Below are 24,368 nucleotides of genomic sequence, written 5' to 3' on the forward strand. Positions count from 1 at the left end.
CACTGAAAGGAATGTATCATTTTGCTAGTTTCTGTTATTACTTCAGTTTACAACGGTGAAAAGTATTTGTGGGAGGCCGTCAACAGCATCCTGACTCAGACATATCAAAATTTTGAATATATTATCGTGAATGACGGTTCAACTGATGGAACAAGAGCAATCCTTGACAGCATCCGCGATCCAAGGGTTCGGGTCATTCACCTGGAAAGAAATCAAGGAACCAGCATTGCCAGAAATACAGCAGTGGAGCATGCGAAGGGCGAATGGATTGCAGTTCAGGATGCAGATGACATTAGCTTGCCGCACCGGCTGGCAGAGCAAGTGAAATATATTCAGTCTCATCCATGGCTTGTGGGAGCTTGCTCACAAATTCAATGCTTTCCGGAGGATGGATCGGTAAATTCCGAGCACGTACAGGGAACAGAAAGGTACCATAATGGATTTCTGACATACGACCAGCTTGACAGGGAACGCTTTCATGGCTGCCCGGTGGCGACCCCTACGATTATGTTTTCCAAAGCAGCTTTTATGCAGGCTGGAAAGTACGACCCGGGCGTGCCGGTTGTAGAGGATTATGATTTTGTCTTGTTCAGGCTGTTCCAGGTGGGGAGAATTGAGGTCATTCCTCAAGCGCTGTACAGGTATCGTGTTCGGAACAACTCTGTTTCCCGTGCCGATTCGCTGCGGACCCAAAATCTGATTAACTGGATTGCATTAAGAGGGGTACAGAACATTTGCTTTTATAACTTGGGCCGAAAGCTGAAGGTGCTGATCATCGGCAGCAAAGCCGCATACGAACACCTGCAAGCTCATGTAATCCCAGGACTTGGTTTCTCTGTATATGGCTGCACTTCCAATTTCTATACGCCGGCGCATGAGATTCAGCAGCTGATCAGCCAAAACTGGATAGATGCTGTGCTCGTACTGGATCATGATCAATCGGAAGGGTTTGTGGAACGGATGGAGCAAAGCGGTCTGAGACTGAACCATCAAATTTTCAGAGTCTATACAATGTTTAACTGATGGTATTTCAGAATAGGAGCATTTATGTGGAGATACCTGTTTGCAGCAAGGAGGGAATAAGCGTAGTTGACCGGGAATTGGAAAAAGCATAATGGCATGTATGTTCATACAAAAGATTGGTATAATGCTATTCCAGCAAAGAATGAGAATGCTTTTTTTCATCTGGCGATGGAAGAGGGGAACATCTATATGCAGCCCAAATCCATCTACCCTGCCATGCATTGGCTGTTTCGGGATGGAAGTAAGGGCACTATGCCGCCTTCTACCATAGCAGTCGTACAAAATGGGCGCGCTGTCGGTTCTCACGGTAGCATCATGACAGATGACAATCATCTGATTTTTGAGCTTTCACATGAATATGTACCACATCCGGAACAGCACTCCATTCTGCAAAAGAATGATGTTCCGGATCCGGAGTGGCATGGGGACAGTATTGCCGTATTGACTTCCAGCGTGGCAGATTATTATTACCATTGGTTATTTGATGTAATTGCCCGTCTGCATATGCTGGAGGCGGCAGGCATCCCCTATAACAAGCTTTTGTTAAATATGAAGGGAAACAGGCCGTTTCAACAAGAAACGCTGGCTCTGCTGGGAATTGATCAGAGCCGCATTCTTACGTGCCACGAGCACCTTCATCTTCAGGCGCATAAGCTGATTGTGCCGTCTATAGTAGGATATCTGGGGCATATGCCGAAGTGGACCTGCAGGTACTTGCGAAGCCGGTTTCTACCTTACAGCCGCAAGGTTTTCGGATATGAAAAGATATATATAAAAAGAAAATATGCAAGACATCGAAGAGTGATAAATGAAGATGAAGTGGCAGCCTTTTTGGAGCAGAGGGGGTTTAGGACTGTCGTCCTGGAAGAATTGTCTGTTGTGGAGCAGATGAATATCTTTGCTTCTGCCGAAGTGGTTGTTGCACCGCATGGAGGAGGACTTACAAACCTTGTGTTTTGCAGTCCCCGTACAAAAGTGATTGAATTTTTCGCGCCGAATTATATCAATGGATTGTATTGGGTATTGAGCAATCATGTAGATCTGGACTATTACTATTTGTTTGGAGAAGGAGATCATCCTCCTGATTATGTCTATCCGGCATATGTCTGGGAGGATATACAGGTAGACATGCAGAAGCTGAAGGATACTCTCCAGTTGGCTGGCATCTGATGGCTGGATTGTACTTTTGGATGGAAAGCTTGGTATATCAGCGGCAGCTTTCCTCTCTGTTATCGTACAGTTGGAGAAGAATAAATGATCATAATCCTTGAGCAGCGGCACGTATGATGAAGCAAGGGGATTATGGCGCAATTATAAGGAGGAAGTATGTCTATTGTCTTAATAACCGGTGCTGCCGGTCTAATTGGTTCGGAGGCAGCGGAATTTTACATGCGGGAAGGGTTCACGGTGCTGGGGATTGACAATGATATGCGCCAAAGCTTTTTTGGGGCAGAGGGCTCAACCATTTGGAACAAGGAGCGCCTCGAGAAGCAATATCCGAATCAGTATATTCATTTCAACATGGATATTCGCCATAAGGAAGGAATTCATCAGTTGTTTGCCAAGTATAAGGATCATATTGCCTTAATTATTCATACGGCAGCTCAGCCGTCGCATGATTGGGCAGCAAAAGACCCCTATACGGATTTTGAAGTAAACGCGAATGGCACGCTGAATCTTTTGGAAGCGACACGTATATATTGTCCCGAGGCTGTATTCATTTTCACTTCCACAAACAAAGTATATGGAGACGGCCCCAACTCTTTGTCTTTTGTGGAGCAGGAGCATCGTTGGGAACTGGCGCAAGACCACCCGTACCATAAAGGAATTCCTGAGGAAATGTCTGTGGACAGCTGCTTGCATTCCTTGTTTGGCGCCTCCAAGCTGGCGGCTGACATCCTGGTTCAAGAGTATGGAAGGTACTTCCATATGAAAACGTACAGTCTCAGATGCGGTGTGCTGACCGGTTCGAAACAGGCGGGTGTGGCCCTTCACGGATTTGTGAATTATTTGATGAAATGCGGCATTACGAAACGCGAATACACAATATTGGGATACAAGGGCAAGCAGGTTCGGGATGTCATTCATTCGTCTGATGTGATTCATGCATTTGATTGCATCTTTCGGAATCCTGTTCATCATGGGGAAGTATACAACCTCGGCGGCGGAAGGGACGGGAATATTTCTCTGCTTGAGGCCATTCATTTGTGTGAGGAGATTACAGGGAATCCATTTGCGTACACCTATGTGGACCAGCCGCGAATTGGGGACCACATTTGGTATGTGAGCAGCTTGGACAAATTTAAAGCTCACTACCCAAACTGGCGGCAGCGCTACACCACCCGTCAAATATTTGAAGAAATATATGAGTATAATCGAGAACGATGGATGAATGAGGCATAGAAGTGAGGCTGCATGCATAAATCAAATAAACCCATCCGCATATACAACACAGTTGAGCAATGGATGCAGGCTGCTCTCAATAAGCCGGGCAGCCAAGATGCTTGTACGTATTTTTCGCTGGAGGAGGGGACGCTGCACACGTCCCCCAAGTCTGTATATCACACAATTTGCAGGCAGTTTGCGGATGAACAATATCGGGTATGTCCGCCTGCATCGCTTACCATGCTGCATAATGGACGGTGTCTGGGAAGGTACGGAACAGCCATCACTGCAAGCAACGATTTGATTTTCGAGCTTTCCTACGAATATTTCGTAGAGAACGGACATCACTCCATCTTCGATATAGAGAAGGTGCCGCCGCTGCATAAGTATTACGGGAATGCCGCTGTGCTCACCTTCAGCATGGCGCACGGCTATTATCATTGGATGTTTGATGTGCTCGCGCGCCTGCGCCTCTTGGAGCTGTCAGGGGTCCGGTATGACAAAATTGTACTCAACGTAGACCAGAGCCTGCCGTTTCAGGCAGAGACATTGCAGCTTATGAATATAGGGCAAGAGAAAATCATTTATGCAGGACCGCACACACATATTGAAGCGCGGGCACTTCTTATTCCTTCCTTGACAGGCTATACCGGCCGCCCGCCCAAGTGGGCATGTCAATATCTGAGAGAAGCATTGCTGCCTTACGGGACGCCATATGGGGGCCATGAGAGGATTTACATCAGCCGCAAGCATGCGCAGCACCGGCATGTGGGCAACGAAGGAGAAGTGGAAGCACTTCTGAAACGATTTGCCTTTCAGACTGTGTATTTGGAAGACATGTCATTGCAGGAGCAGATCGGCCTTTTTTCCAAAGCGCGCTTCATTGTTGCCCCTCATGGCGCCGGGCTGGCAAATCTGCTGTTTGCCCCAGAGGGCGCAAAGGTGCTGGAGTTTTTTGCGCCGAGCTACGTGAATGTAGTGTATTGGGTATTATGCAACCATTTGAATTTAGAATACTATTACCTGCTCGGAGAGGGCGACCGGTCTGTTACCTATGCAGATGGTTCCAACCGGGGAGAAAATCTCATTATGAATATAAGTGAACTGGAGGCAACCTTGCTGCAAGCAGAATTGTAGATAGGCGGCCTCTCCTTGTGAAGGAGGAAGCGCATTGGGAATTGAGATGAGTGTAATTATGAATTCCTATAATAAATATCCTCAATGTCTATATTCGTTATATGCCATTGAGGGCCAGACGTTTGATTTATCCAAAGTGGAAGTTATTTTTGTAGATGATACCTCTACGGATGAAACGCCGATACTGCGGGAGTATGAGCCTCCCTTTCAGTTTAAGTATCTCCGCCCCGCAAGCAACCTGGGGAGATCAAAGGCAAAGAATTTCGGGCTTGAGCATGCACAGGGGAACATTATCGTCATGCTGGATGCGGAGGTGCTTCTGAGTCCAACTTTCCTGGCGGAGCACTATGCGTATCATCAGGCTGCCGAGCCGGTTTGTGTGGCCACCTGCTTTCATCATCGGTCTGCGTACACGGTGTACGAGGACACCTTTCAGCCGCAGCAAAAAAGAGAGTTTTTTAGATTTGTAGACAGACATAAAGCAATGCTTCCCCGTCATATCCAATTTGCATTGAAGCGAAAGGTCGGGAGAGGAATAAACACAGGGAAGGTGGAGTTTCTTGAGAAAGAGGACTTTATGCTGGAGCAGTACAAGGGTCTTTCCTTTCCCACGCCCTTCTTTCCTGAGATTGTGAAGGCATTCGGCCATGAACTAAATGGCTTTTCATTTCCGTGGATCTTTGCCATTACTCATGCGCTGAGCTTTACAAGAAGCCAACTGGAGGCAGTAGGTCAGTTTTATGAAGGGTTTCAAGGGTATGGATGCGAGGACTGGGAGTTTGGCTACCGCCTGTATAAGAATGGGGTCAAGATTATTGATAACCCGAACGGCTGCGTGTACCACCAGGAGCACGCCCGCAACCCTGTAAATGACCAAAAGGAGGCTGTATCCAATTATTACACCTTCTACAAGCGCCATCCTCACTTTGATGTAGGGGCCGTGGCGCTGATGTGGGTCGGAAAGGATTGGTTTTTTACAGATCAGCTTGTTAAGGAATATGCCCGTTTTTGCCAAGAAACAGGTGAGCGGTATATCGAATTACAACAGGCATACCACACCTTCTTTTCCCTTATTCTTGAGCACATGATACAGGACAAACAAATTACACGATTGGGGCAGGCGGCACAATTCAATGAGAATACCTGGCAGCAATTGTACCGGCAAAAGCAGGACGCAGAGCAGACAGGAAAATATCCGTACCTCATTGAGACCATGAATCACCTGTTACAGTTGTAGAAGGGAGCCGAAACAGCATGTTGGTGTCCGTCATAACAGCCGTGTACAACGGAGAGCTCTATTTACAAGAATGCATTAACAGTATTTTGAACCAGACGTATACAAATTTTGAATACATTATTGTAAATGATGGTTCTACGGATGGAACAAAGCATATTCTGGATGCAATTACAGACGAAAGGGTCATCATCATTCATTCTGAAAGAAATCAAGGGGCAGCCCGCTCCTTAAATATGGCAGCGGAGAGGGCGAAAGGAATATGGATTGCTGTGCAGGATGCTGACGATATCAGCTGTCCTGCCAAGCTGGAGGAGCAGGTTCGATACATGCAGGCCCATCCTGACCGCATCGGCGTTTCTTCGCTGATCCGCAGCATTTCAGGAACCGTACCGGTGGCGGACCATGTCCTGGCAGCCATTGAGAACGGATATAATACTCAGTTGCCCATGAAGGAAGTGTACGATAATCGTTTTCGTCAGTGCTATCTGTGCCATGGAACGGTTATGTATGCCAAAGAGGCCTTTTTGAAGGCGGGGATGTATGATCCGGCATACAGCATCAGCTATGACTATGATCTATGGCTGCGGCTCTATGAACAAATGCCGATTGAAAAAATTCCCCACGTCCTCTATGAGTACCGGATTGTGACAAATTCTCTTACCCATTCCGGCGGCAGTAAGGTCAACCAGGAACTGCTCCACATTTCCACAAAATACATTCGAAAACTGCTGCAATATAAAAAGGGAACCGAGCCCAAGCTGGTGCTTGCAGGGTCCAGCGAAGGAATTGCGTTCTTTAAGCAGCATGTGGAAAGCGCATCTGCATTGGCTGTACAAGAGTACTACGATTTGTCCAGGGTGCAGCAGGAATGGAAAATAATCAATATGCTGAAGCATAACAAATATGATGCGGTTATCATAATGGGAGAAGATTACAATTCCCGCAGATTTATCAATGACCTGCGGAAGAATGGACTGACAGAACACGAACAGTTTTTCCGCGTTTGGGATTATAAGTGGTAGTCAGTACAGGGTGGAAGCAGGGTGACAGCGCCTCGCTTCCTCACTGTTTCGCCCCTCCAGACTCATATGAAAGGGATGAGTGCATGATTCTTGTAACAGGCGGAGCAGGGTATATCGGCAGTCACGCTGTGAAGAGTCTGCTGCAGCAGGGTTTCCGTGTAGTGGTACTGGATAATCTTTCGACGGGGCATCGATGGGCAGTAGACAAAAATGCTGTATTTATAGAAGGTGACGTTGGAGATGCAGCCATTTTACATTCTGTATTTACTCAATACCCAGTAAAGGCCGTCATGCACTTTGCAGCGAGCTGTCTGGTGGGAGAGTCCGTACGGGAACCGCTTCAATACTATGAGAATAACGTTGTTTGCTCCTTCACTTTACTGAAAGCAATGCTGCAGCATCATGTGCGGAAAATCATTCTTTCATCCACCTGTGCCGTCTACGGTATTGCCAAAAAGGAAGGGCTGGTTGAGTCTTCACAGCTCGCCCCCATTAATCCTTATGGACATTCCAAGCGTATGATAGAACAAATGCTTGCTGATTTCTCCGGCACATATGGATTGCAGTATGTCATTCTCCGTTACTTCAATGTTGCGGGAGCTGCCTGGTTGGAGGGAATCGGGGAAGTTCATGATCCTGAAACGCACTTAATCCCGAATGTACTGCTGCACCTGCTGGGAGGGAAAGAACATGTAACGGTATTCGGGAACGATTTCGATACAAGCGATGGAACTTGTGTACGGGATTATATTCATGTGCTTGACTTGATTGAAGCGCATGTGTTATCGCTGAAACTGCTGCTGGAGCATGAAAATGTTGCCAAAATCTATAATCTCGGGACGAATACAGGCTACTCCGTACAGCAAATTATTGAGGCATGCGAGAGAATCACACATAAAAAGGCAAAGATTGTGCTGCAGGGGAGGAGACTGGGAGATCCTGCCTGGCTCGTGGCATCGGCGGAAAAAATCCGGCAGGAGCTTGGCTGGCGGCCTAAGTATTCCTTGGAGGACATGATTGCCTCTGCCTGGGAATGGCACAGCAATGGTGCGAGGAAGCATAAGAATTAGAGAGAAGTATACAAGATGCCGCTTGCTGTCTTGCAACAGATTGTTCATGGAATCTGTGCGGGATCACAAGCGGCATCCTTGTTATTGCTTTTACGAGGTTATGGATTTTGCCCGATAAGACGAGATGGTGTGCTGAAGCCCTTGCTCCAGCGTGACCTTCGGCTCCCAGCCCAACAGCCGCTTCGCCTTCTCAATAACCGGCCGGCGCACCTTCGGGTCATCCTGCGGAAGCGGATGGTAGGTAATGCGGCTGCCGGAAGCAGCCAACTGCTTTACCAGATGCGCCACGTCCAAAATCCTGTATTCAATCGGATTGCCAATATTGATCATCTCGCCGTTTGCCTCCTCCTTCTCCATCATCAGCATCAATCCGCGCACTGTATCTGTGACATAGCAAAACGATCGTGTCTGTGTTCCATCCCCATACACTGTAAGATCCTGCCCCGCCAGTGCCTGTGTGACAAAGTTGGAAATGACCCGTCCATCATCATTCCGCAATCCCGCGGAGTACGTATTAAAAATCCGCGCCACCTTCACCGGAACATGATAGGCAGAGAAGTACAAGTAACAGAGCACCTCGCCCATCCGTTTCGCCTCGTCATAGCAGGCGCGCGGCCCCCAGGTGTTGACGTTCCCGCGGTATGCTTCGTCCTGCGGATGCACCTCAGGATCTCCGTAGGCTTCGCTTGTACTTGTATAGAGAAGCTTTGCACCGGTCCGCCTTGCCAGCTCCAGCATATTCTTTGTCCCGTCGATGTTCACGCTGATGGTGTCAAAGGGAGCGGCTTGATAGAATTTGGGGGAAGCGGGGGAAGCCAGATGATAGATTTCATGGATGGGAGCGGTGCCGCATATGTGGAGCACATCCGGATTGGCGACGTCATACGGAATGAAACGGAAGCTTGGAAGCTGCAGCAGCGCCTGGATATTCTCCAGCTTGCCGGTGGACAGGTTATCCAGGCCGATGACAGACGTGCCCGGCGTTTGCAGAAGCGCTGCAGCCAGGTGGGAACCGAGAAAGCCGGCCACACCAGTGATTATAATAGTTTTACTCAAAGTTGTTCACCTCATCATGTTCGTTGGACACGGGGAATGCCGCTATTATTGTATGAGAGACAGCCTGAATGGTTCGGGCAAATGCAGCAATGTGCGTCTATTGTACAGCCTTGCCTGCATACATTAAGGTACATGGATGAATGGTTTGGGTAAGGAGGGGTAGGGTGGTTTCTCTCATTGTATGTACAAATCGGGAATATGCCATGGAGAATGTGTTCGCAAACTACACAAGGCAAGAGTATCCGGATAAGGAAATGATTATTGTACTGAACAGTGACCGCATGAATATAGAGAGCTGGAAAGCGGAGGCTGAGAAGCACCAGAATGTCACCGTATTCCGGCAGCCGGAGCAGGTTACGCTGGGAGAGTGCTATAACTTTGCGATTCCCCGGGCCAAATATGCATATGTAGCCAAAATTGATGATGATGATTATTATTCTCCGTACTATTTAAGTGAGGCCGTAAGGGGAATAGCGGTGAGCGGGGCCGATGTAATTGGCAAGAGCACGGCTTTTATTTATTATGCCAGGCAGCAGCTCCTGACTCTGTTCCGGGAGGGTGTGGAGTTTTCGTATATCCAGGATGAAAAGGAGATGTTCGCGAAATTCTTAATTGGTGCGACCTTACTGTTTCGAAAGGATCTCTTCCCTGATCTCTCCTTTAAACCAACGAATATTGGCGAAGATACAGAGTTTTTAAGAATGTGTGTACAGAAAGGCCTTCGGACATACAGCACATCCAGGTATAACTATGCCTACATTCGTTACTCGAATTCCGGACATCATACGTCTACCCTGCAGGAACACAAGCTGTTGGAGAAATCGAGATATATAGCCAGAACAACGCATTTTCACCCGGTTGTTACACGGATGAGCGAGGATATTTTTGTACAAGATTCTGAATAATGTCTGGAGAGACCTTGCATATAGTATATATGTACATTTAAAGAGGCAGGAGGAACTACAATGAGCAAGAAAAAACAGGCAGATACAGAACGGTCCCCGCTATTCTACATTGCGCAGCCGCAGCTTCAACGTCCGGTTGCTCCCATGCAGCACTCCTTTGTCATTAAAAAGGGGAAGCCGGCAGGCAACGGCAAGAAGGAAACAGCGGAAATAGAAGCAGGCACAGCAGAGGCAAGAGAGCAGGAACCGGCTGCGTGGGCGGAGAATCCGAGTGCAGCGCACACAGCTGTGCAGCAGGAAGAGGAACATGGGGAGGACATAGCTGCCGATGATGCCGTCATGCGAAAGCCCTTCAAGGATATGAGCATAGAGGAGAAAATTCAATATGTATTACACCTGCCGCACTATATTCCAAAAATTCCGTGTGAGGTTATGACAAACGGCCAGAAGCATTTGGGATACATCAGATCTTACAAGGAAGAAACTGAAATGGTAAAGCTCCAATTGCAGAACCAGCTCTCCTCCGTCGAGATTCCGCTGCGGGAGATTCAAAGCATTCAGATGCGCGGGCTGTACTAAAAGAGAGAGCGGTAGAGAATCTCTACCGCCTCATAGTTTGTAAGTTTACAAGAAATTAAACGCCCGGGATAAAAACATCCTCGATGCAGGCGATGCCGCAGAAGCAGTTCAGGTCCACGACGATGCATTGCTTTGTTGCCTCAAATTCACAAACTGCCATGTTGTTGCTTACCAGGCGCAGCACTCTCAGCACTGCACAGCAGTCATCCACACTCTCTACACGGAAAAACTGAGAAGAATCGGTTGTGCAGGTTGCTGTAAGAAATTCTGCGAAGAAGAGATCGCCGTTTTTACCGTAAAGGGAGAATACGCGTGTATTCGGCATCATGCCATGGCTGTGGGAAGCGCCAAGCACAGGATTTAAGCAGCTGGTAGGGCAACCCATATCATCTTGCGCATCTTGGATGCTGTCAATGAATTTTACGATGTCACATACGCAGTTGGAGCCTTTGTGATTATGATCGTTGCAGCTCATTGATTTCACTCCTTATCATTAAGTTTGGTTTACATTAATAAGATATTGAAACAGGGGATAATCGGTTACTGCGTGAGGGTTGTTTTTTGTGAAATGGGCAAATGGCTAGGAGTGGTGAGATGCTGATGGATCATTGGTTTTTGCTTGTGCTGTTTTCCTTCGCGGCGTTCCGGCTGACGCGGCTGCTGGTGTATGACAAGATTACGGCCTTCATCCGCGCGCCATTTATTGAGGAAATTCAGGTGCCCGAAGAGGATGGCTCGGTTTCCACTTATATGAAGCTTAAGGGGAGCGGCCTGCAGCGATGGATCGGCGAGCTGCTCAGCTGCTACTGGTGTACGGGTGTATGGGTGACCGCCTTCCTGCTCCTTTGCTACTATATGATGCCAAAGGTGGCGGAACCGCTGCTGCTTTTGCTTGGCGTGGCCGGGATTGCGGCGATCATTGAGACAATTGTCGGCAAGCTGACAGAGGAAAATTAGGAACACATTGTGTGCCTGTACATCATATACTGCATAGAGGAACCATCAGGGGGAGGAAGGACAGATGAACAACCGGCAACAGCATGGAATCAGCCCTTGGCAGTATCACCAGATGCACCAGCAAGCCATGCAGAAGCTGCAGCAGCAGGGCTACACAAAGAAGAAGGGCTGCAACTGCGGCAAGAAGAAACAGGTTATCCAGGATGACCAGCAGACGCAGCGCAACTATGATTAGCCCCTTATAAGGGGCTTTTTCTTTTTGGAGAAGCCCCTTGGAAGGAAAAAACAAAAAAAGAATCATAATAAAAAAAGAAACATCTTCTTCATTCTTACAGAGAGAAGAAGAAAAAATATTTGAAGCCGTCCCACTTTTGCGGATTTCACTTTATGTATAGAGTGGAAACCAGAAAAAGGAGGAAGAGGCATGGCTTTGTATCGGACAGTCCAGACAAGTCTTTGGAATGAGGAGAGTATGGTGAAGAGGTCCGTCTACATACTTTGCAGAACTGGAAACGGAGCACATCGCGCAATGTGCCGGATATTCTGCATACGCAAGCGCAGTTTTGGCGGCAAAAGCTTCCTTCCCGTTTTGAGGAGCTCGACAACGCGGCCATCAGCCGGCCCAACCCGACAAAAGACAGCCGGGGACCGGCTGTCTACAGCAGAAATTTGATAAATCGCGACGGATAGGCCGTCCGGCCGCGCCGCGTGCTTGGCACGGATACATAGAGAGATTGCTTCGCCCGCGTCATCGCGACATACGTCAGGCGGCGTTCCTCCTCCAGCGGCCCGTCGTCGCCTTCCCGGTAGGCATCAAGGGCATAATCATGCGGCAGGGAGCCATCCACGGCCCCGAGCAGGTAGACGTGCTCATACTCAAGCCCTTTGGAGCGGTGGATGGTAAGCAGCTGGATGGCGTCGGTCAGCTCCTTGCTTGTCCGCTTCCGTTCCTTGTTCAGCCGGATCATTTCATCCGCGTGCGCCAAGAGCGCAGGAACGGTTTTAAATTTCTTTGCCACCACCTTGAGGTCGCGGAGGTCGTCCGAGCCGCGTTCCATGGCGTTGCCTTCGTTGCCGCGTTTTTTCACAAACTCGCCAAGTCCCATTTCTTTCTCGACCATTTCAATGGCAGCAAGCGGAGCGAGGTCCTTCAGCTTGCGAAAGAGCGGCACGATGCGGCGCAGCTTCGTCTGCTGGAAGGACTGGATGCCTTGCAGCTTGCCAAGCGCCTCTACAAGCGGGCAATCGTGCACGATGCTGATCGTCTTCAAATCCTGCAGGACCGACTGCTTCAGGAACAGGGCAACAATGAGGTCGCCAAGCGCCTGTGTATCATCAGGATGCAGGCTGAGGCGGAAGTATGCCAGCAGACTGCGGACGATGCGGCGTTCATAAAAGGACTCTGCATCGCTTTCCAGTGTGAAAGGCAGGCCGGACTGCGACAGACGCTCGAATATGGCGCGGGAAGCCGCGTGAGTGCGGTACAGAATCGCGAAATCACCGGGATTGGCGCCGGCTTCGATACGCTCGCGCAGGTCCGTCACAATCATCGTGGCTTCCTCTTCCTCATCGTGCGGGAAGAAGAAAGCGGGATGAAAGGCTGTATAAAACTGGGCGGCCATCTTTTTTGGGTGCCGGTTTCTGTTCGGTTTGATCACCTTGTTGGCTACGGTGACGATGCTGTGGGAGGAGCGGTAGTTCTGATCCAGCGTCACCACCTTGGCGTGCGGATAGTCGCTGTCAAAGCTCAGGATGAAGGATGGGTCGCTGCCGCGGAAGGCATAGATGGATTGATCATCGTCGCCGACCACGCACATATTGCTTGTCCGGTGCGAGAGCATTTTCATCACTTCATACTGCACCTTGTTGACGTCCTGGAACTCATCGATGAGGAAGTACTGGAAGCGGTTTTGGTAGCGCTGCAGCAAAGCCTCATCATGCTTCAGCAGCTCGTAGCAGCCGTACAGCATATCATCAAAGTCAAACAGGCCGCGGTCGCGCTTCATTTCCTCATACCGCTTGTACAGGTGGAGCGCTTTTTCCTCCCAGGGGGTTTCCGGCCGCACCTCATCCGGAGACGTCAGGGTATTTTTCCAAAAGGACACCTGCTGGGCCGCCTGGTCATACGGGAACTCCTTTTCATCAATGCCGATTTCGGCTCCGGCTTCCTTCAGCATCCGGTCAATCTGCCACTCCGCTTTTAACAGGCGGGAGGCCGACCAGCGCTCGGGATTCGCGTGCAAGAGCATCCGGTAGAAGATGCTGTGGAAGGTGCCGACGGTAAGCTGCTGCAGCACCTGCGGCGAAAGGCTGGAGAAGCGGCGCAGACGCTCCTTCATTTCGCCGGCGGCCTTTGTCGTGAAGGTGACCAGCATAATGGATTTCGGATCAATGCCGCGCTCCTGCACCATATAGGCGGTGCGGGCCGTGAGCACACGGGTTTTGCCGCTGCCGGCGCCAGCTAAAATGAGCAGCGGGCCTTCGGTTGTTGTTGCGGCTTCATACTGGGCGGAGTCGAGCGGAAGCTGGTGCTCATCGAGAATGGAGTAGCGTTCCGTTTGCGGCTGTTCGGCAAAAGCGGGGATGCCTTTGGCCGGGATGGTCTCCTTCCATTGGGACACAGCCGGTTCGCCGATGGCGCGCCCCTTTGGCAGAAGAAAGCCGCCGTGCTCAGTGGAGGCGTTCACCGTGGCAAGCTGCTCCTGCTTTTCCTCAGCGCGGGCATGGACCGCCGCTTCGCAGGCGAAGTTATCCTTTTTAAATATATGAGTAAAGTGCGGCTGCTGCCGGATGCCTAAGTACATATGCAGCGGCTCGCCGCACGCGATGCATGTAATTTCGCCGCGCAGGCCGCCTTCCTGCAGCATCTGGAAGCTTTCGCGCGGAAAGTATTGCAGATTGATTTCATTTCCGTTATAGAGAGCAATATTCATGGAATGGACCTCCTTGTCGGCAAGACTCATCTTACCACACGGCATAGAAAAAGACGAGAACGCATCGTTCCCGTCTTACAGTTCTTTCACCATGACCACGTGCGGAATACCGGCTTCCAGGAATACATCCGACACCGTCTCATAGCCGAGGTGCTTGTAAAAGCCTTCCGCGTGCGTCTGCGCATGGAGCTTCGCTTTCTGCAGGCCCTTGCGCTTTGCGGCTGCCTCCAGCTCAGCCATGATCAGCTTGCCGGCGCCGCTGCCGCGGTGCGGGGCCAGGACACAGACACGCTCCATTTTCCCGATTTCGTTGTCAACCGCACGGGTGCGGCCGGCGCCAATCGGCGTATCGCCGTCATACAGAATGACGTGGGAGGCGGTGCTGTCATGCTCATCGTATTCTTCATCCTGCGGAACGCCCTGCTCCCGTACGAACACTTCCTGGCGTACGGCAAAGACGTCCTTCAGCTGTTGCTCTGTTGCTGCTTGTGCTGCTTTCAAATCAGTTGCCGTCCTTTCCGAGCTTGAATGTTTCATATGCTGTCCAAGCGCCGTCCTCCAGCTGATACAGCAGATGGAAGCGGTCGACAGGCTGCTCGAAGTGATATTCCTTCATGCGCAGGCGGCCCAGCACATCGGCATGCTCGTCATTGGACAGATTCTGGCCGATGGTCAGGTGCGGCACGAACGCATACTCGCGCTGCTGCGGGAAGTAGCCGCTGTGCAGCAGCTCATTCAGCTGCAAGAGCTGCGGTGTTTTTTCCACTTTAAAGTAGATGACGTTGTTCACCGGATAGAAGGAGCTGACATTGCCCACCGTTACGGTGAACGGCTCGACCTGCGCGGCAACCTTTCGCAGCTGCTCCACAATCGTTTCCATTTCGTCATCCTTCGCTTCAAAGGCTGCCTTCAGCGTAATGTGCGGCGGAATGAGCGCGTAATGCGTGTCATAGCGCTTGCGCAGGCCATTGGCGCGGTCCTGCAGGGTTTTGGATGGAAAAATAACAACTCCGAGTTTCATACAGTTGCCTCCTTTGTGATGTAAGTTCTCCCATTTCTTCTAGTATACCAAAATGTTCCGCCTGCTGCCGCTTATTTCATCGCCAGCATACGGGCCAATGCGCCGGGGAGGTTTTGCTGCCAATACGTCCAGGTGTGGTCCCCGTCAAATTCTTCATAGGAATGGCTGAAGCCTTTTGTCCCCAGCAGCTGCTTGAGCTCCCGGTTCGGCCTGACAAAGTCCCGGATTTGTCCGTCTGTTGTCCGCACCGCTGTTTCCTCCGTGCCGACCTCCTGGTACAGCTCCAAGAGATACGGCTCCCGGCAGGCATCCGTCAGTGCCAATACATCGTCATTGACAAACGGCGACTGCATAATCACCTTGCCGAAGGTATGCGGATATGTCAGGGCCGCCATCAGCGAAACGGTGCCGCCAAGCGAGTCCCCCATCAGCACCCGGCCGCGGCCGATGCCGTATGTCGGGTAATGGGCATCGAGAAACGGCACAAGCTCCTGCGCCAAAAAGCGGATATAGGCTTTGTTCTGGGCATCGCCCGGGAAATACTTGCGCTTCCGGTCATGGACGTCCCTGTAGGGAATGCCGACAAAAATCGTCCGGTCAATGCCGCTGTCCTGTTGAAGCGCTTCCAAAACAGAGCCGATCTTGCCGAGCGTCCAATAGTCGCTGCCATCCTGCGCAATCAAGAGCGTATGCTTATGCAGCGGCGTGTAGGCGGCAGGCAGGTAAATGAGCAGCTGCAATTCCTCCTGCAGGGCTTCGCTGAAGAAGCGGTGCTCCTGCATGGTGCCACGTTGTGTCATTCAATCACTCTCCCTGAAGTTGTACACCACCATCATATCAATAATGGCAGAAAATCTCCATGACATTAGCGTGCCGCCATATTATAATTGGTGCAGCAAATCTATACGTTGCGAAAGGAGGCGTACACATGCAAAGTAAATCTATTATTCTGCCGTTGACCATATCTATTATTGCCATCTCATTTTCGGCAATCTTTGTCAAAATGTCCAGCGCGCCGCCGGCCATCATCAGCATGTACCGCCTCTGGCTGGCAAGCCTGTTCATGCTGCCGATTGTCTGGAAAAAGCGGGAGGAATTCCGCCGGATTACACGCAAGGATGCCATGTTCCTCATCGGCTCCGGCTTCTTTTTGGCCTTGCATTTTCTGCTTTGGTTCTGGTCGCTGAAGCTGACGACGGTGGCCAGCTCCACGATTATTCTGGCGCTGCAGCCGCTCGTGTCGCTTGTCGGCGGATTTTTTGTGTTCCGGGAACGGACCAGCGTCTCTGCGCTGCTGACCATGGGCATTGCCATTATTGGCGTCGGGATGATCGGCTGGGGTGATTTGGGCCTGAGCACGTCTGCCATCCTGGGGGATGTGCTGTCGTTTCTGAGCGTGATTGCGGTGGTCGGCTATCTCTTGATCGGGCAGAGCACGGTGCGCAAGGTATCACACTGGATTTACAGTTTTTCTGTGTTTGTATCCGCAGCGGCGTTTCTGACGTTGTATAATTTGGTGACGGCAACGCCGCTTACGGGCTATACAAAGACAGACTGGACGATGTTCCTGCTGCTGGCGACGGTGCCGACCTTGTCGCATATCATCCACAATTGGCTGCTGCGGTATGTCAATGCAACAACCATTTCCATGACCATTCTGGGAGAACCGGTCGGCGCAACGCTGCTGGCGTTCCTCCTGCTCAGCGAACGCCTGACAGGACTGCAGGTCAGCGGGGGCATGCTTGTATTGGCAGGAGTGTTCTTCTTCCTGACGCAGCAGCAGAAGCGGACGGCATATGAAAGTGCTTCTGAAAGCGCCTGATTATCTGTGGGTCATCATATAGTCCTGCACATGCACCACACACACATCCCGAAAGCAGCCATCCGCCGCGGAAGCAATAATGACCGCGCGGCCGGGCTGCTTTCCTTGTATGACCGCCCGGCGCCCATCTGCGTGCACAGAGGCGACGGCGGGGTTGGTGCTGTACCAGGTGACCATCAGCCCGGGCGCGGGCGGCAAAAGGGCGGCCGACAGCTCTCCCCTTTGCCCGGTTTTCAAACGCAGCTTTGGCTTGCAGATTTGCAGCGCCAGCAATTGATGCGGCATGGGCATTCCCCCTATAGAACAGTATGTGCTTCAGTATACGAAAACAGTGTTATGGCACATTGAAGTTCATATAAAGAGAATATTAAGTTTCCAGTGAATTGGATTTGTTGACTTTTCCTGCCGTTCCTTATACAATAAATTGCAATTTCATAGTAAATCTTATCAAGAGAGATGGAGGGTCCGGCCCGAAGAAGTCTCAGCAACCCCCGTTTGGCGGGAAGGTGCTAATTCCGTCAGTGCACATGTGCACTGAAAGATAAGAGGTCAAATTTACAGCTGCGGCCTCCTGTCATGGGAGGCCGTTTTTTTTATAAGGGGGAGAGAATATGCTTGGAATACCAGAAATCTATGAAAATATTCTATTGGCTTCGAAGAATGTATCCTTCGGGCAGACGTGCGACCATAAGACTGGATTTCTCTTGAAAGGGCTGGCAGCCTCCAAGCCGGGAGGCCGTTTCTTGGAGCTTGGCACGGGGACAGGCGCGTCTGCCGCCTGGATTCTAAATGGCATGGATGAAGCGAGCCATTTGGTCACGGTGGATATTGATGCGAAGGTGCAGGGGGTGGCCCGGAGGCATCTTGGCCATGACAGCCGGATTTCGTTCCGCTGTGAGGACGGTGCATGCTTCATTCAAAATAATACAGAGCAATTTGATTTTATTTTTGCCGATACATGGCCGGGGAAGTTTGAGCTGCTCGATAAAACAATTGATCATCTGAAGGTGGGCGGCTTCTATGTCATTCACGACCTGTTTCCGCATGCCTCGCTGCCGGAGCCGTACCGGGTGCAGGCGCCGAAGCTTGTAAGCAGGCTGCAAAGCCGGGGGGATTTGGTGGTGACGGAGCCGGACTGGGCAACAGGCTTGCTGCTGGCGATTAAGATGGGTGCAGACTGAGGCAGTAAGGGCCAACCTGCCGGATTGGCCCTTTTCATCTGGAAATCGTTGCTTTTCCTTCCCGTTTTTTTTCATACATCGCTGCGTCCGCTTGTTGCATAACGGCCTCGACATCGCAGCCGTGCTGCGGATATAAGCCGACACCCATGCTCGCTTTCACGGGAATTTTCATGGCGTCCCAAAAGAAGGGGGAGTTCTGCAGCAGCTGCTGCAGTGCTTCGGTATACGCGGTTATGCAGGCTGCATCCGCATCCTTGACAAAAATGACGAATTCGTCGCCGGCCAGGCGCGCTGCAAAGCCTTGGGAAGCGGTGCATTTGCGCAGCAGCGAAGCGACGTGAATTAAAAAAGCATCACCGGCATGATGGCCATATGTATCATTTACCGGCTTGAAATCGTTCAGGTCCAACAGGATGATGGCTGCCTTTTCAGTTTCTGGATTTTGTAAAGCTTGACCCACCTCTTCATAGAAGCGGTGGCGGTTGGGAAGCCCCGTCAACGGGTCATGATAAGCCAGAAAGCGCACCTGCTCCTCCGCCTGCTTCCATTCAGTTACATCGCGGGCAATGACCATGCAAAGCCGCTCATCCTCAATAAACACAAAGTCGCTGTCAAGCAGGACAATGCGCTCTTCCTCTTGCGGGCCCCACACTGCCAGCTCCAGCTGCTGAAGGCGCAACCCCGCTTGAAAGTGCTGTTTGTATGCTGCGACGGTTATGTCCGGCTGCACAGCCAAATCAGCCAGCGAGTGCCGGGTCTCCTGCAAAAAACTTTGTGCCGCAGGATTTGCTTCCCGTACATTTCCCTCCTCGTCAAGCAGCAAGATGGCGGCCGGATTCATCATGTACAGCGTCTCGAAACGCTTAATGGGCGAAGAAAGGAAGTCATATTTCAGCATGGTATAGCGCAGAGAGAGGCACCAGATAAAGCTGCCCCACAGGTATGGATAAGGCGGAAGCGCACCGCCAAACTGTAGATAGCCGAACACCACGTTCCATAAGAGATTGTATAAACTGCCGTACATGAGAACCTTCAGGGCATTCTTCAGGTCTGCTGAGACGGCCTTTTGCATGCCGCGCCGCATCAGCCAAAAATAGAGAAGCAGCAATAGGTTTCCTACAGTTATGGCGATGTAATATTGTGATGAAGGAACTTGCACCTTCCACATGCCATCCTGTACAAATTCGGTGCTGTTAAAGATGTTTCCGGTAAAGAAGGTCATAACTGCAGGAATGACAGGGATGTACAGAACGTAGGGGTACAGCCAGTTTGGCATTTTTCGGGAAAGTCCGGTAATGCGGAAAATATAGTGCAGAGACAAGCACGGGAGCATCACAGCCGCATTGCCAAGCCACAGGGCAACAAGCTTCGGGCTGCAGGAAAGCGGCATATAATGCCTGGTCAGTTCTTCGCCGAAAACAAATGCCAGGCATAGGGTGGCAGCCGCAACCAGCTGGTGTTCGCGTTTCCTTGGGTTGCGGCTTAATATTTCTGCGCTTGTATATAAGGTAATTAAAATAGGGATAACATAGATAAGTATAATAATAAGACTTTCAAGCATATGTCAGACACCCAATTCTTTTAAATGTATATAAAACTATTATGGCGAAAGGATGCGGAATAGTAAAATATTAAGCGTGCATAAATTTAAAAATTCTGTAAGTGGAGAAGAATTCTTACAAAAAAAGATGTTGACGAATTGGAATCTCCTGTATACAATGAAAACAACTTAAACACGAACAGCGTTGATGAAGAAAAGTACGCGCAGGGGACATCCCAGAGAGCTGACGGTTGGTGCGAGTCAGTATGAAAGCTGTGCGGAATGGGCTTCGGAGCTTCCAAACCGAACATTGGAGTAGGCTTTGGCGAGTGCTCCCCTCGTTACAAAGGGAGAAAGCGGGCCGCATGTGCGGTCAACGAAGGTGGCACCACGGGTCTCTCGTCCTTTTTTTGATGGATGAGGGGCCCTTTTTGTGTTGGGCCGGACAATTGCATAAGTGAAATTGCTGAACAAGAAGAGTACGTATATTTGAGGCGTTCCAGAGAGCCGGGGCAGGTGAGAGCCGGTGCGATAGAATATACAGAATGGGCTTGTGAGAGGCGCGTTGAACTTGATAGTAGGCGCGCCCGGGTTCCGCCGTTACAAGGATAGGGTATGTTTTGTACCTGAAAAAAGGGGGATTCTTCGGAATCCAACAGAGGTGGCACCGCGGTAACCAATCGTCCTCTGCATGTATTGCACATGCAGAGGTTTTTTTATGCAGAAAAGGAGGAATCGACATGACGACGAAACAAACGGCGCAGCCGTATTTGCTGATAGAAACGATGGAGGGCGATGAAGTCACACCGATTGTGCTGTATCACCGCCTGCAGGGAAAGAAGAAATTCCTGCTTGAAAGCTCACTGTCCAAGGAGGATAAGGGACGGTATTCCTTCATCGGCTGCAATCCGTATCTTGAACTGAAAAGCCATGGAAGTGCGGTGGAGCTGATATATGAAGACCGCACGGAAACGCGGGAGGGCCGGGTGCTGGAGGCGATACGCGAGGTGCTGCCGTTCCATGAGATCGACAGTCCGTTTCCGTTCTCAGGCGGTGCCGTCGGCTATGTCGGCTACGATGTGATCCGGCAGTATGAGCAGCTTGGCGATATCAATGAAGACCTGCTCGAAATGCCGGAAGCCCACCTGATGTTTTACCAGACGTTTCTCGTGTATGACCATAAGCTGCAGCAGGTGTCCTTCGTGTATGTGTACCGTCCGGATGAAGAGCGTTCTGAGGAAGAGGCGCGGGGGCTGCTGCGGGAAATGCGGGCGCAGATTCTAAAGGGCGGCATGGTGGAGGCGCAGACGGCTGACTTGCATGCGACATTCACCTCCAACGTCACGAAGGACGAATTCTGCGGCATGGTGGAGAAGGCGAAGGAATATATTCGGGCGGGGGACATTTTTCAGGTGGTGCTGTCACAGCGCTTGACGGCAAGCTTTCAAGGAAATCCATTCGGCCTGTACCGCAGGCTCCGGGTGACCAATCCGTCACCGTATATGTTTTTTGTAGACTTTGGCGATTACATCGTGCTTGGCTCCTCGCCGGAAAGCCTGCTGGCGGTGCGCGGCAGCAAGGTGACGACGAACCCAATCGCGGGAACACGGCCGCGCGGCAAAACGCCGGAAGCGGACCGCAGCATTGAAAAGGAGCTGCTTGCGAACGAAAAGGAAAAGGCGGAGCATCTCATGCTCGTGGATCTGGGCCGCAATGACATCGGCTTCATCAGTGAGATCGGTACCGTGCAGCTCGAGAAGTTCATGGCGGTGGAGCGCTACTCACACGTCATGCATCTTGTCTCCGAGGTATCGGGCGAGCTGAAGCCCGGTATGACCTGCTTTGATGCACTGGCGTTTTGCCTGCCGGCGGGAACCGTATCCGGGGCGCCGAAAATCCGGGCGATGACGATTATTGATGAATTGGAGAACTGCAAGCGGAATGTATATGCCGGCACAGTCGGATACATCTCCTTCACGGGTGATATGGATATGGCCCTTGCCATCCGGACGATGGTGGTGAAGGATCAGCAGGCCTACATTCAGGCGGGAGCCGGTGTGGTGTACGATTCTGATCCGGAGGCCGAGTACGAAGAAACGATGAATAAAGCGCGCGCGCTGCTGGAGGTCATGCGATGATACTCTTACTTGATAATTACGATTCCTTTACGTTTAACTTATATCAGCTCTTGGGCATGTGCGGCGAGGAAGTCAAAATTGTCCGCAACGACCGGATTACCATGGAAGAAATTCAGAAAATGAACCCGAAGGCCATCGTCCTGTCACCGGGGCCGGGGCGGCCTGAGGATGCGGGCATTTGTATTCAGGTGATTCAGAATCTTGGGAATAGCGTGCCGATTCTGGGGATTTGTCTGGGCCATCAGGCCATGGTGCACGCATACGGCGGCAAAGTGGTCCGGGCGGGCCGGGTAAAGCATGGAAAGACGTCCCTTGTAAAGCACAGCGGGACCTCCATCTTCCGCTATGTGAAGCAGCCGTTCACGGCCATGCGCTACCACTCGCTCGTGGCGGAGCAGAGCACGCTGCCGGAGGTGTTCGATGTGCTGGCAACCTCCATGGACGACGGCGAGGTGATGGCAATCAAGCACCATTACCATCCGCTGTTCGGGCTGCAATTCCATCCGGAATCGATTGCAACAGAGGAAGGGAAGAAGCTTTTACAGGAGTTTTTAACATATGCAAACAAGGAGGCGGCGGTATGAACGCATATTTGCGGAAGCTCATTGAGCGGCAGGCATTGACGGAGCAAGAGGTGTATGAGGCTGGCATCAGCATGTTTGAAGGCAGTGTGTCTGATTCGCAGATTGCCGCCTTCCTGGTCGGCTTGAAAACAAAGGGAGAAACGCCGGACGAGATTTTCGGGCTCGTGCGGGCGATGCGCGACAAGGCTGTGCCGTTTTCCAAAAGCATTGCGGGCGCCATGGATAATTGCGGCACCGGCGGCGATGGGGCGCAGACGTTCAACATCAGCACGACAACGGCATTTGTGCTGGCGGGTGCCGGCGTGAAGGTGGCAAAGCACGGCAACCGCTCCGTATCAAGCAAGTCCGGCAGCGCCGATGTGCTCGAACGCCTCGGCATCAACATTACCTGCCCGCCGGAGCAGGTGGAGCAGCTGCTGGAAACAGTCGGCATTGCGTTTCTGTTCGCGCCGTCTGTCCACCCGGCGATGAAGCGGGTCATGCACATCCGCAAGGAACTGAATATTCCGACGATATTCAATATGATTGGGCCGCTGACAAATCCAGTGGAGCTGGAAACGCAGCTGGTCGGCATCTACAAGCGGGAAATGCTTGTGCCGGTGGCTGAGGTGCTGTATAAGATTGGCCGCAAGCGCGCGGTGGTGCTGAACGGCAGCGGCCATCTTGATGAAGCATCGCTGCAGGGCGAGAATTATATCGCACTGCTGGAAGACGGCAAGATTCATGAAATGACGCTGCACCCGGCGGATTACGGCTTTGAGGTTGTGCCAAACAGTGCCATCCGCGGCGGCGGCCCGGAGGAAAATGCGAGAATTTTGACGAATATACTGCAGGGAGAGACTGGCCCATTTCGTGATACAGTCGTGCTCAACGCGGCGCTTGGCTTGTTCGCAAACGGAAAAGCGCGGACAGTGGAGCACGGCATCCAACTGGCAAAGGAAAGCATTGATTCCGGCAAGGCGCTTCATAAGCTGCGCCTGCTGGCAGAGGAAAGCAATCGATTGAAAGAGGTGGCACAATGACGATTTTGGATACGATTTTGGCGCAGAAGGTGCGCGAGGTGGAAGAGCTGAAGGGAAGCACCGTTTTATCTGAGGAGCAGCGCGTGCATGCTTCTCTCGTGGAGAAGCTGAAGCAGCCGGGCATTACCATTATTTCTGAAATAAAGCGGGCCTCGCCTTCTAAGGGAGACTTGAATGTGGAGGTGGATGTGCCGGCGCAGGCAGCGGCTTATGAGAAGCACGGGGCAGGCGCGATTTCTGTCCTGACGGATTCGCAGTTTTTCAAGGGCTCCTTTGCAGATTTGGAAGAGGTGCGCGGCGTGGTGGATGTACCGCTTCTGTGCAAGGACTTTGTCATTGATGAGGTGCAAATTCAACGGGCAAACGCAGCCGGTGCCGATATCATCCTGCTGATTGCGGCGGCGTTGGAGCCGCAGCGCCTGCACCAGCTCTATGAATATGCGAAGACACTCGGGCTTGATGTGATCGTAGAGGTGCACAACGAAGAGGAGCTGGAGGCAGTTCTGCCGGTGCAGCCGGACATCATCGGAGTCAACAACCGCAACCTGAAAACCTTTGAGGTGGATTTGGCGGTGACGGAGCGCTTGGCGCCGCGTGTCCTGGCAGCGGGAAGCCTGCTCATCAGCGAAAGCGGCATTCATTCCCGGGAGGATGCCCTGCGTGTGCAGGCGGCCGGTGCGAGCGGCATCCTGGTAGGCGAAGCCTTCATGAAGGCAGATTCGCTCGAAAGCATGTTTGCCGGATTGCGGGTGTAAA

General features: G+C 51.3%; 26 protein-coding genes, 1 riboswitch and 2 other annotated features. Of the genes, 18 read left to right on the plus strand and 8 right to left on the minus strand.

Annotated elements, in window-relative coordinates; translation table 11 throughout:
• The first annotated feature begins 21 nt into the window (after positions 1–21).
• The 7 genes from NK662_RS07295 (at position 22) to galE (ending at position 7,874) form a co-directional block, all read left to right on the plus strand.
• Complete coding sequence (locus tag NK662_RS07295; protein ID WP_254758260.1) at positions 22–1,023, plus strand: glycosyltransferase family 2 protein; 1,002 nt, start codon at positions 22–24, stop codon at positions 1,021–1,023.
• A 189-nt stretch (positions 1,024–1,212) separates the two neighbouring features.
• Entirely contained in the window at positions 1,213–2,193 is a 981-nt protein-coding gene (locus tag NK662_RS07300; protein ID WP_254758261.1) for a glycosyltransferase family 61 protein, read from the plus strand.
• A 156-nt stretch (positions 2,194–2,349) separates the two neighbouring features.
• Positions 2,350–3,426 carry an NAD-dependent epimerase/dehydratase family protein gene (locus tag NK662_RS07305; RefSeq protein WP_254758262.1) on the plus strand — a complete coding sequence of 359 codons (1,077 nt, stop codon included), beginning with the start codon at positions 2,350–2,352 and terminating at the stop codon, positions 3,424–3,426.
• 12 nt (positions 3,427–3,438) lie between these two features.
• Positions 3,439–4,545 (plus strand): glycosyltransferase family 61 protein, encoded by a 1,107-nt coding sequence (locus tag NK662_RS07310; protein WP_254758263.1) that lies wholly within the window; start codon positions 3,439–3,441, stop codon positions 4,543–4,545.
• A gap of 34 nt (positions 4,546–4,579) precedes the next feature.
• The gene (locus NK662_RS07315) at positions 4,580–5,782 is read left to right on the plus strand and encodes a glycosyltransferase family 2 protein (protein WP_254758264.1); all 1,203 of its coding nucleotides are present in this window, start codon (positions 4,580–4,582) and stop codon (positions 5,780–5,782) included.
• Between the two features lie 17 nt (positions 5,783–5,799).
• Positions 5,800–6,804, plus strand: a complete 1,005-nt coding sequence (locus tag NK662_RS07320) for a glycosyltransferase family 2 protein (protein WP_254758265.1) — start codon at positions 5,800–5,802, stop codon at positions 6,802–6,804.
• 83 nt (positions 6,805–6,887) lie between these two features.
• Positions 6,888–7,874 (plus strand): UDP-glucose 4-epimerase GalE, encoded by a 987-nt coding sequence (gene galE, locus NK662_RS07325; protein WP_254758266.1) that lies wholly within the window; start codon positions 6,888–6,890, stop codon positions 7,872–7,874.
• 90 nt (positions 7,875–7,964) lie between these two features.
• Here galE and NK662_RS07330 read toward each other — a convergent pair whose 3' ends face one another.
• Positions 7,965–8,930: an NAD-dependent epimerase/dehydratase family protein gene (locus tag NK662_RS07330; RefSeq protein WP_254758267.1), complete on the minus strand. Its 966-nt coding sequence runs from the start codon at positions 8,928–8,930 to the stop codon at positions 7,965–7,967.
• 164 nt (positions 8,931–9,094) lie between these two features.
• Here NK662_RS07330 and NK662_RS07335 point away from each other — a divergent pair, with 164 nt between their 5' ends.
• Both NK662_RS07335 and NK662_RS07340 read left to right on the plus strand, forming a co-directional pair.
• Positions 9,095–9,835 (plus strand): glycosyltransferase family 2 protein, encoded by a 741-nt coding sequence (locus tag NK662_RS07335; protein ID WP_254758268.1) that lies wholly within the window; start codon positions 9,095–9,097, stop codon positions 9,833–9,835.
• 60 nt (positions 9,836–9,895) lie between these two features.
• Complete coding sequence (locus tag NK662_RS07340; RefSeq protein WP_254758269.1) at positions 9,896–10,414, plus strand: CotO family spore coat protein; 519 nt, start codon at positions 9,896–9,898, stop codon at positions 10,412–10,414.
• 55 nt (positions 10,415–10,469) lie between these two features.
• Here the strand turns inward: NK662_RS07340 and NK662_RS07345 are convergent, their stop codons facing one another.
• Complete coding sequence (locus NK662_RS07345; RefSeq protein ID WP_254758270.1) at positions 10,470–10,889, minus strand: CotY/CotZ family spore coat protein; 420 nt, start codon at positions 10,887–10,889, stop codon at positions 10,470–10,472.
• 119 nt (positions 10,890–11,008) lie between these two features.
• On the opposite strand from NK662_RS07345, the gene NK662_RS07350 reads away from it, so the two are divergent.
• The 3 genes from NK662_RS07350 (at position 11,009) to NK662_RS07360 (ending at position 12,061) form a co-directional block, all read left to right on the plus strand.
• Positions 11,009–11,371 (plus strand): DUF1360 domain-containing protein, encoded by a 363-nt coding sequence (locus NK662_RS07350; protein ID WP_254758271.1) that lies wholly within the window; start codon positions 11,009–11,011, stop codon positions 11,369–11,371.
• Positions 11,372–11,435: 64 nt separating this feature from the next.
• On the plus strand, positions 11,436–11,606 hold the full coding sequence (locus tag NK662_RS07355; protein WP_254758272.1) for a cytochrome C oxidase subunit III: 171 nt from the start codon (positions 11,436–11,438) through the stop codon (positions 11,604–11,606).
• 263 nt (positions 11,607–11,869) lie between these two features.
• Positions 11,870–12,061 carry a hypothetical protein gene (locus NK662_RS07360; RefSeq protein WP_254758273.1) on the plus strand — a complete coding sequence of 64 codons (192 nt, stop codon included), beginning with the start codon at positions 11,870–11,872 and terminating at the stop codon, positions 12,059–12,061.
• Here NK662_RS07360 and NK662_RS07365 read toward each other — a convergent pair.
• The 4 genes from NK662_RS07365 to NK662_RS07380 all read right to left on the minus strand — a co-directional run bounded on the left by NK662_RS07365 (position 12,028) and on the right by NK662_RS07380 (position 16,125).
• Positions 12,028–14,304, minus strand: coding sequence for an ATP-dependent helicase (locus NK662_RS07365; protein WP_254758274.1), 2,277 nt, complete (start codon positions 14,302–14,304; stop codon positions 12,028–12,030). The genes NK662_RS07360 and NK662_RS07365 overlap by 34 nt on opposite strands.
• Before the next feature lie 75 nt (positions 14,305–14,379).
• Positions 14,380–14,841, minus strand: a complete 462-nt coding sequence (locus tag NK662_RS07370) for a GNAT family N-acetyltransferase (RefSeq protein ID WP_254758275.1) — start codon at positions 14,839–14,841, stop codon at positions 14,380–14,382.
• Positions 14,807–15,325, minus strand: a complete 519-nt coding sequence (locus NK662_RS07375) for a YjcG family protein (RefSeq protein ID WP_254758276.1) — start codon at positions 15,323–15,325, stop codon at positions 14,807–14,809. The genes NK662_RS07370 and NK662_RS07375 overlap by 35 nt, the downstream gene beginning before the upstream one ends.
• A gap of 71 nt (positions 15,326–15,396) precedes the next feature.
• The gene (locus NK662_RS07380) at positions 15,397–16,125 is read right to left on the minus strand and encodes an alpha/beta hydrolase (protein ID WP_254758277.1); all 729 of its coding nucleotides are present in this window, start codon (positions 16,123–16,125) and stop codon (positions 15,397–15,399) included.
• Positions 16,126–16,253: 128 nt separating this feature from the next.
• Between NK662_RS07380 and NK662_RS07385 the strand changes: the two genes are divergently transcribed.
• Positions 16,254–17,147 carry a DMT family transporter gene (locus NK662_RS07385; RefSeq protein ID WP_254758278.1) on the plus strand — a complete coding sequence of 298 codons (894 nt, stop codon included), beginning with the start codon at positions 16,254–16,256 and terminating at the stop codon, positions 17,145–17,147.
• On the opposite strand, the gene NK662_RS07390 is transcribed toward NK662_RS07385, so the two are convergent.
• Positions 17,148–17,432: an Ig-like domain-containing protein gene (locus tag NK662_RS07390; RefSeq protein ID WP_254758279.1), complete on the minus strand. Its 285-nt coding sequence runs from the start codon at positions 17,430–17,432 to the stop codon at positions 17,148–17,150.
• A 156-nt stretch (positions 17,433–17,588) separates the two neighbouring features.
• Positions 17,589–17,695, plus strand: a riboswitch (SAM riboswitch).
• Positions 17,696–17,758: 63 nt separating this feature from the next.
• On the opposite strand from NK662_RS07390, the gene NK662_RS07395 reads away from it, so the two are divergent.
• On the plus strand, positions 17,759–18,328 hold the full coding sequence (locus NK662_RS07395) for an O-methyltransferase (protein ID WP_254758280.1): 570 nt from the start codon (positions 17,759–17,761) through the stop codon (positions 18,326–18,328).
• A 34-nt stretch (positions 18,329–18,362) separates the two neighbouring features.
• On the opposite strand, the gene NK662_RS07400 is transcribed toward NK662_RS07395, so the two are convergent.
• Positions 18,363–19,889, minus strand: coding sequence for a GGDEF domain-containing protein (locus NK662_RS07400; protein WP_254758281.1), 1,527 nt, complete (start codon positions 19,887–19,889; stop codon positions 18,363–18,365).
• Positions 19,890–20,064: 175 nt separating this feature from the next.
• Positions 20,065–20,278, plus strand: a binding site (T-box leader).
• Between the two features lie 47 nt (positions 20,279–20,325).
• Positions 20,326–20,559: a binding site (T-box leader), on the plus strand.
• 49 nt (positions 20,560–20,608) lie between these two features.
• Between NK662_RS07400 and trpE the strand changes: the two genes are divergently transcribed.
• The 4 genes from trpE to trpC are packed head-to-tail and all read left to right on the plus strand — an operon-like array spanning position 20,609 to position 24,367.
• Positions 20,609–22,006, plus strand: coding sequence for an anthranilate synthase component I (gene trpE / locus NK662_RS07405; protein ID WP_254758282.1), 1,398 nt, complete (start codon positions 20,609–20,611; stop codon positions 22,004–22,006).
• The gene (locus NK662_RS07410) at positions 22,003–22,590 is read left to right on the plus strand and encodes an anthranilate synthase component II (RefSeq protein ID WP_254758283.1); all 588 of its coding nucleotides are present in this window, start codon (positions 22,003–22,005) and stop codon (positions 22,588–22,590) included. Before trpE ends, NK662_RS07410 begins: the two co-directional genes overlap by 4 nt.
• Positions 22,587–23,612: an anthranilate phosphoribosyltransferase gene (trpD, locus tag NK662_RS07415; protein WP_254758284.1), complete on the plus strand. Its 1,026-nt coding sequence runs from the start codon at positions 22,587–22,589 to the stop codon at positions 23,610–23,612. The genes NK662_RS07410 and trpD overlap by 4 nt, the downstream gene beginning before the upstream one ends.
• Positions 23,609–24,367, plus strand: coding sequence for an indole-3-glycerol phosphate synthase TrpC (gene trpC / locus NK662_RS07420; protein ID WP_254758285.1), 759 nt, complete (start codon positions 23,609–23,611; stop codon positions 24,365–24,367). The genes trpD and trpC overlap by 4 nt, the downstream gene beginning before the upstream one ends.
• The last annotated feature ends 1 nt before the right edge of the window (position 24,368 follow it).

The organism is Ectobacillus ponti (genome assembly GCF_024294785.1).
GTDB classification, from domain to species: Bacteria; Bacillota; Bacilli; order Bacillales; family Bacillaceae_G; genus Ectobacillus; species Ectobacillus ponti.